Genomic DNA, 7,451 nt, shown 5'->3' with positions numbered 1-7,451 from the left:
GCGGCGACCCGCGGGTTCAGGCCGCGCCGCGGCTCGGCGTCGCGCGGGCGATCCGACGGCCGCTGGGCACGAATGGCCCGGCCCCCCAGAAACGACCGCCCCTCGCGGCGAATCGCGGCGCGTGCAGCGGCCTCGCGCTCGTCGACCGCGGCCTGGACGAGCTGTCCGAGTTGGCGGTCGCTGCGCGATTCATAGATGCGCGGCCGCACGATGCGAAGCTCGACGTGGTCGGGCATCGGCCCGTCGTCGCGGAAGAACACGCGCGGGCGCGCGATTCGTTTCGTACAACCGGCGACGTCGCGCGGCGCCGTGCGCAGCCCCGGCCATGGATTCCCGCGCTCGACCCGGCCCGCCGACACCGGGTTGGCCCGCGTGTAGGCGATCTCGTCCAGGACGTCGGCGTCGTGCTCGAGCCGAACGGCGCTCGGCGGCGAGGAAGACCACATCGCTTCCCGGCGTCCGTACGACGCGTTGATGCACCTGGCGATGTGCTCGTGGGCCCAGTGCATGCACTCGGGCAGCCGACCTTCCGGGTCGGTCAACACGGCGTGCCAGTGGTTCGACAGCACGCAGAGCGCGTGCAGCTCGACGCCGGTGAGCGTCGCCGCGTACGCGATGCAGTAGGCGACGATCGGGTTGGTGAGCGCGGGGGTCTCAAGCCAGAACGGACGCTGGGTACAGCTGCGGGTGACCAGGTAGGTCGAGCCCGACAGGACCTGTCGCGGCACGCTCACGTGCCGGGTATCGGCTCGGGCTGCTCGCGGTTGCGCGCGACAATCAACCCGGGTCGGGGCTCATGAACCCGGGTCGGGGCTCATGTGTACCGAGTATCGGCTCGGGCTGCTCGCTGTTGCGTGAGAAAATCGACCCGGGTCGGGGCTCAGGAAGCGGGTCGGGGCTCAGGAAGCGGGTCGGGGGTCGGGAAGCGGGTCGGGGGTCGGGAAGCGGGTGTGCTCGACGGACGCGGTAACCTCGTTTGGCTCGGTGGGTACAACGATGCCGCGAGTTTCTGCGGTTGCCTGTTGCTGGACTCGGGCGGTAACGGCACCGGGTTGGTCGTCAGCCTGGACGCGTCGTCGGGCAATCATCGCTGGTGCCGCGCCATCGGATCCGACGCCGACACCGAATCGCCGATCGTACTGGTGCCGTCTGTCCGATCGCTGTCGGGCCGTGGCGGTCGGGGCGCGATGGCACCGTCGTCGTCGGTGGTGCCTTCGCCGGCTCTGTCGACTTCGGCTCGACTGTCCAGGGATGCGCTGGCGACCCGTGCGGTTTCCGGGCGACCTATGGGCGGTGAACTGCACGCCGTGGGACCGCGCGCCCGTGCCACGAAAAAAGGCCCGCAACGAATGCGGGCCTTGCCAGTTCGATTATGGGGGCGTGCTTTTTTAGCTATTGGCAAGCCTTTGCTACGACTTGGCCGCCACTGCCGTTCACCTCGCCGGAGCACATCAATGAACCCGGGCAGGTGCCATCACAGTTCGGGCAGATGCTGCCGTTTACAAGATCTTCGCAGATCACGCCGCACAACTGGATGTCGGGCATGTTGTCGCCTGTGGTGTCGACGCCGATCAAACAGGTCGAAAGGCCAGGACCAGGGTATCCCGTGCTGCATGTCGGGTCGCCCATGCTTGCGCATTGCTTCGTACACCAAGCGGCTGTTCCGCCCTGGAACTGGACACACAGGTAGCCGTTCGGGCAGTCGCTCTGCTGCAGAGCGCCAGTGAACGTGCATGCCTGGCCGATGGCCTCGGCAGTGCCGCCGGCCGATGCGTCCGGTGTGCCACCGCCGCCGCCCGCGTCGGGCGTGCCGCCGCCCGATGCGTCGGGGAGGACGATGTCGTCGTCGTCGCCGCCGCCGCCGCAGGCCGGTGCGAGGGACAGCGCGAGAAGAAGCGCGGGAACGAAAGAACGCAGTGTCAACGTACGCATGATGAGGCGACCCCTTTCGCAATGATGAGACGGGGCGCAGCATAGAGGAGCGCCGCGCGCACGGGAACCCCGCTGCGGTCAAACGCGGCTGGCAGGTGCTGTCACGCGGATTTTCGCCGGGTTGCGGCGCGCGGCGGCGCGGCCGAGGGGCCGTGGAAGGTCTGCCCGGCCGCCGCCATGTCGCGCAACACGGGCGCCGGCGCCCACCGCGGGCCGTACTCGCCGGCGTAGCGGTCGAGCTGGTCGACGAGCGCGGCGATGCCGAGCGCGTCCGCGTAGCGGAACGGACCGCCGCGAAACGGCGGGAAGCCGAGTCCGAACACCGCGCCGATGTCGCCGTCGCGCGCGCAGCGCAGGATGCCGTCGCCGAAGCAATAGGCCGCCTCGTTGACCATCTGCAGCGCGCATCGCCGGGCAATCTCCTCGGGCGCCATGCGGGTGCGCGGCTCGACCCCGAGCACGGCGTACACGCTGTCGTCCACGGGCCGCTTGCCCTTCTTCTTGGGGACGTCGTAGCGGTAGAAGCCCTTGCCGTTTTTGCGGCCGTGGCGGCCGTCCGCGATCAGCGCGTCGAGGCCCTGCATGGGTGGCATGCGGTCGCCGAAAGCATCGGCGGCGATCTGGCCGACCTTGTGGGCGACGTCGATGCCAACCTCGTCGAGCAGCGCAATCGGCCCCACCGGGAAGCCGAACTGGATGAGCGCGGCGTCGATGTCGTCGATCGGGACGCCGGCGGCGAGCAGCTGCGCGGCCTCGGCCATGTACGGGCCGAGGATGCGCGACGTGTAAAACCCGGTCCCGTCGCGCACGACGATCACGGTCTTGCCCTGGCGTTTTCCGAGGGCGACGCACGTCGCGGTCACCCAGTCCGCCGTGGCGTCGGTGACGATCACCTCGAGCAGCGGCATCTTGTGGACCGGAGAGAAGTAGTGCATGCCGATGACGGTCTCGGGGTGCCGGCTTGCCTCGGCGATGCGCGCGATCGGGATCGAGGACGTGTTCGACGCGAAGATGACGTCGTCGCCGCCGATGTCCTCGATGTCCCGCAGCACGCGCTGCTTGAGTTCGAGGTCCTCGAACACCGCCTCGATGACGACGTCGCAGTCGGCGAATCCGGTGTAGTCGGTCGTCGCCGTGATGAGCGCCATCTTCTCGAGGCGCTCGCGCGGCGTGCTGCGCCGGCGGGCGACGCGCTCGTCGTGGATGCCGCGAATGTACGCGAGTCCGCGCCCGACGCCCGCGTCGTCCTTGTCCTTGATGCGCGTGCGAACACCGGCGACGGCGCTGTTGACGTACGCGATCCCCGCGCCCATCAGGCCGGCGCCGAGCACGCCGACCTTGTCGACGCGGCGCGGCTCCACGCTCGGATCGTCGACGCCCGAGTCCTTTTCGAGCGCGCGCGTGGCGAAGAAGATGCCCATGAGCTGCTTGGCCTCGGGCGACGCCACGAGCCGCCCGAACGCCTTGGCCTCGGCCTCGTAGCCGGCGTCCAGCCCCTTGTCGAGGCCGGTCTTGACGACCTCGAGGATCGCCAGGGGCGCGGGGTAGTTGCCGTGCGTCTGGGCGAGCACCTTCTTGCGCGCCTGGTCGAACAGCAGCTTGCGGCCGACCGGGTTGTCCTCGAGGGCGAGCGCTTGCAGATCCTCCGTCGACAGCAGGTGGCGGACGGCGTCGCGGACCCGCGCGAGCGCGCCGCGGTCGGGCTCCGGCGCGTCGGCCAGCGCGCGCGCCATGTCGATGGCGACGTCCACGAGAATCGGCTCCGGCACGACGTCGTCGACGAGGCCGAGCGACCGCGCTTTGCCCGCGCGCAGCGACTTGCCGGTGAGCATCAGGTCGAGGGCGGCCTGCACGCCGACGAGCCGCGGCAGCCGCTGGGTGCCGCCGGCGCCGGGCAACAGCCCGAGTTTGACCTCCGGCTGGCCGAGCTGGGTCTTGCGGCTGTCGGATGCGACGCGCGCGTGGCACGCCATCGCGAGTTCGAGGCCGCCGCCGAGGCACGCGCCGTGTATCGCCGCGACGACCGGCACGCGCAGATCCTCGATGCGCTGCATCGCGCGCTGGCCCGATCGCGACAGGGCCTCGGCGTCCGCCGGCGTCGCCGCCCGGCGAAGCATGTCGATGTTGGCGCCGGCGACGAAGTTGTCCTTCTTGCCCGAGCGCAGCACGACGGCGCGGATGGCGTCGTCGGCCTCGATCTTGGCGAACACCTCGGCGAAGTCGTCCGCGAACGTCGCCTGCAGCGTGTTGACCGAGTCGCCGGGCACGTCGAACGTGACGACGGCGATGCCGTCGGCGCGCTTGTCGAGCGTGAGAGCGCGGGGGGTCGAGGTCATTGCGCCACCTCCAGGATCATCGCGGCGCCGAGGCCGCCGGCTGCGCACGCGGTGCACAGTCCGACGGATTTGCCCCGGCGGCGCAGCTCGTGAAGCGTTTGCGCGATCTGGCGCGCGCCGGTCGCGGCGAACGGGTGGCCGATGGCGATCGATCCGCCGTTGACGTTGAACCGATCCCAGTCGATCGCGCCGATCGCCTCGTCGCGGCCGAGGTGGTCGCGCGCCCACTGGCGCGACTCGAACGCCTGCGTGTTGGACAGCACCTGTGCGGCAAACGCCTCGTGCATGTCGATCAGATCCACGTCGGCGAGCGTCATGCCGGCGCGGTCGAGTGCGCGCGGCGTCGCGTACGCCGGCCCCATCAACATCTGGCCGGCCGGGTCGAGCGCGGCGAACGCCCAGCTCACGATCCGCCCCAGCGGCTCGAGCCCGAGGGCGCGCGCCTTGTCCTCGCGCATCAGCAGCAGCGCGGAGGCGCCGTCGGTGAGCGGCGAGCTGTTGCCCGCGGTGATCGTCCCGTGGCGCTTGTCGAACACCGGCTTGAGCTTCGCGTAGCGGTCGAGCTGCGAGTCGTCGCGCACCAGGTTGTCGCGCCGCACGGCGGTGTCGTACGTCGGCGGCACGTACACCGTCATGACCTCCGCGTCGAACTTGCCCTCGGCCCACGCGCGCGCGGCGAGCGTGTGGCTGCGGTGGGCGAACTCGTCCTGCGCGGCGCGCGAGATGCGGTTTTCCTTCGCCATCTTCTCCGCCGACTCGCCCATGGTCAGGCCGGTCGACGGCTCGCGCAGCGCCGGCGGCTGCGGCAACAGGTCCCGCACGCTCACGTCGCGAAACGCGCGCAGCCGGTCCGCGACGGTGCGCGCCGCGTTGAGGCGGACGAGGGCCTCCGCCAGCGGCTTGGACACCGCGATCGGCACGTCGGACGCGCTGTCGGCGCCGCCCGCGATGCCGCAGTCGATCTCGCCGGCGAGGATCGCTTGCGCCACGTCGGCGACCGACTGGTAGCTGGTGGCGCACGCGCGCGACACGCTGTAGGCGTCGGTGTCGCGCGGCATGCCGGTGTTGAGCACGATCTCGCGGGCGATGTTCGGCGCCGACAGCGAGGGCACGACCTGGCCGTAGACCACGCGCTGGATGTCACGCGGCGACACGCCGGCCCGGGCGAGCAGCTCGGCCACGACCGTGGCGCCCAGGTCGAGCGCCGACAGGTCCTTGAACGCCGTGCCCATCTTGCAGAAGGGCGTGCGGAGGCCCGCGACGATCGCGACGCGGGGTGCGTTGTCTGCCATGGCGCGGTCGTACCGCACTGACGCGGCGTGTCAAGCCGAAATGCGGGCCGCCGCTGCCCGGCGGCGGGCGGCGGCGGGACGAAAAACGGCCGCGCGCCGGGCGGTTCCGAGGGAGGAGCTCGTGGAACGCCGGCACCGCCCGGGCGCGGCCGCGAAGGGAGGGGAAGGTGGCGAGCTGGCACCGGCGGGCCGACGCCGGGACGCCGTCAGAACCAGGCGGCGCCGATCGCCAGCGACGCCGCGGTCAGGGTGTCGCCGTCGAACGACGCGCCGTGCCCGCGCAGCTCGACGATCAGGGCGAACGACGGGCCCTGAAGCACCTCGACGCCGCCTCCGAGCACGACGCCGACACGGTCGTCCGTTTCGAAGAACGTGTCGCCGTCGGCCTCCACGCGCAACCTTTGAAGGCTGAGTCCGCCGAGCCCGTAGACGCGCGGATGCACGAAGCCCAGCGCCACGGCGCCCACCGACGAGAACGAGTAGTCGACGTCGACGCCCTGGCGCACCTCGCGATGGACGCTCAGTTGCAGGTCCAGCGCGAGGGCGACGCGCGGGCTGACGAAGGCGCCCCCGCGCAGCGCGAGACTGCCGGCGTCGCGCCCCTCCTCGCCGTCGGAGATGCGCCCGCCGCCGACGCTGCCGGACACGTACCACGTGCGGGCGGCGGCTACGGGCGCGCCGGCGGCCGGATTGCCCGGCGGCGGGGGCGGATAGGCCTGGGCGCCGGCCGAGCCGGCGAGGGCCAGCAGGATGCACGCGGAACAAGCGATGGTCGAGGTCATTCGGAACATGGCGAATCTCCGGTGGCGTGGGTGGGAACGTCCCCGGTATCGGCGGCGCGGGCCGACGGTTGCGCCGAAAGTGGACCGGGCGCGAAACGCACGGCGGAGGGCTTGCGCGCTTCGTGCCCGTGCTTACATTTCCGAGCGAAAAGAGAACGCTACGGGCGGCGTGGGCCGGGTCTCCGCGGCCCGGCCCGCCGCCCGGGAAAGGAGGTGGCGACGATGACGAGCCTGATCCGTTACCGTGATCCGTTCGAAATGGTGGACCGCTTCTTCAACACCGCGATGCCGTCCCTGTTCGACACGTCGTTCCCGCGGCTGTTTGACGACGTGAGCGCACCGCGCGCGTTCACCCCGGCGTTCGACGTCGAGGAGACGGACGAGGCGTACATCCTTCGCGCCGACATGCCCGGCGTCGATGAAAAGGACATCGAGGTGACCGTCGTGGGCGACACGGTCGTCATCAGCGGCAAGCGCGAAGTCGAGCGCACGCAGGAGGCCAACGGCTATCGTGCCTACGAGCGCAGCTACGGCACGTTCCGCCGCAGCATCGCCGTGCCCGGCGCCGACTTCGACGCGGCGGAGGCGACGCTCGACAAGGGCGTGCTCACGGTGACCTTGCCGAAACGGGCCGAGGCCAAGCCGCGCAAGATCCCGCTCAAGGGGATCGGCAGCAAGGTCAAGGGCCTGTTCGGCAAGAAGGACAAGGCCGAGTCCGCGCAAGCCGTCGCCTGACGGCCGCACGGACCGCCTCGGTCCTCCGAGCCTGGCCGGGCTCGCGGTGGCCGGTGCCCCGTCGGGGCGCGGCCCTGCGGGCTTTTGTTGTTTTCGGCCCGGGGGCGCCGCGGTGGAGCGCCGCCGCCCGCGCGCGCTGGCCCGCGCGCGGGGTCCGCGGCGGCTGCGTCGCGCGCACGGGCTCGTCGGCGCGCGGGGTCCGCGGCGGCTGCGTCGGGCGCACGGGCTCGCCCGCGCGCGGGGTCCGCGGCGGTTGCGTCGCGCGCACCGGCTCGTCGGCGCGCGGGGTCCGCGGCGAGTGCGTCGCGCGCACCGGCTCGTCGGCGCGCGGGGTCCGCGGCGATTGCGTCGCGCGCACCGGCTCGTCGGCGCGC

At 71.6% G+C, this 7,451-nt stretch carries 6 protein-coding genes; 2 read left to right on the top strand and 4 right to left on the bottom strand.

Annotation, left to right across the window (positions count from 1 at the left end; translation table 11 throughout):
• The 4 genes from D6689_17000 to D6689_16985 form a co-directional block, all read right to left on the bottom strand.
• The coding region (locus D6689_17000) for a hypothetical protein (GenBank protein RMH39304.1) at positions 1-734 on the bottom strand (734 nt) is incomplete at its 3' end.
• Between the two features lie 1,299 nt (positions 735-2,033).
• Positions 2,034-4,268, bottom strand: a complete 2,235-nt coding sequence (gene fadJ / locus D6689_16995) for a fatty acid oxidation complex subunit alpha FadJ (protein RMH39303.1) — start codon at positions 4,266-4,268, stop codon at positions 2,034-2,036.
• The gene (gene fadI / locus D6689_16990) at positions 4,265-5,560 is read right to left on the bottom strand and encodes an acetyl-CoA C-acyltransferase FadI (GenBank protein RMH39302.1); all 1,296 of its coding nucleotides are present in this window, start codon (positions 5,558-5,560) and stop codon (positions 4,265-4,267) included. The genes fadJ and fadI overlap by 4 nt, the downstream gene beginning before the upstream one ends.
• A gap of 206 nt (positions 5,561-5,766) precedes the next feature.
• Positions 5,767-6,351, bottom strand: a complete 585-nt coding sequence (locus D6689_16985) for a hypothetical protein (protein ID RMH39301.1) — start codon at positions 6,349-6,351, stop codon at positions 5,767-5,769.
• 213 nt (positions 6,352-6,564) lie between these two features.
• Here D6689_16985 and D6689_16980 point away from each other — a divergent pair, with 213 nt between their 5' ends.
• Together D6689_16980 and D6689_16975 are read left to right on the top strand one after the other, a co-directional pair.
• Positions 6,565-7,077 (top strand): Hsp20/alpha crystallin family protein, encoded by a 513-nt coding sequence (locus D6689_16980; protein ID RMH39300.1) that lies wholly within the window; start codon positions 6,565-6,567, stop codon positions 7,075-7,077.
• Positions 7,078-7,130: 53 nt separating this feature from the next.
• A partial coding sequence (locus tag D6689_16975; GenBank protein ID RMH39299.1) for a hypothetical protein occupies positions 7,131-7,451 on the top strand: 321 nt, incomplete at its 3' end.

The organism is Deltaproteobacteria bacterium, assembly GCA_003696105.1.
In the GTDB taxonomy this organism is placed as follows: Bacteria; Myxococcota_A; Polyangia; order Haliangiales; family J016; genus J016.
The sequence above is the reverse complement of the archived record's forward strand: the minus strand, read 5'-3'. Positions and strand labels throughout refer to the sequence as shown.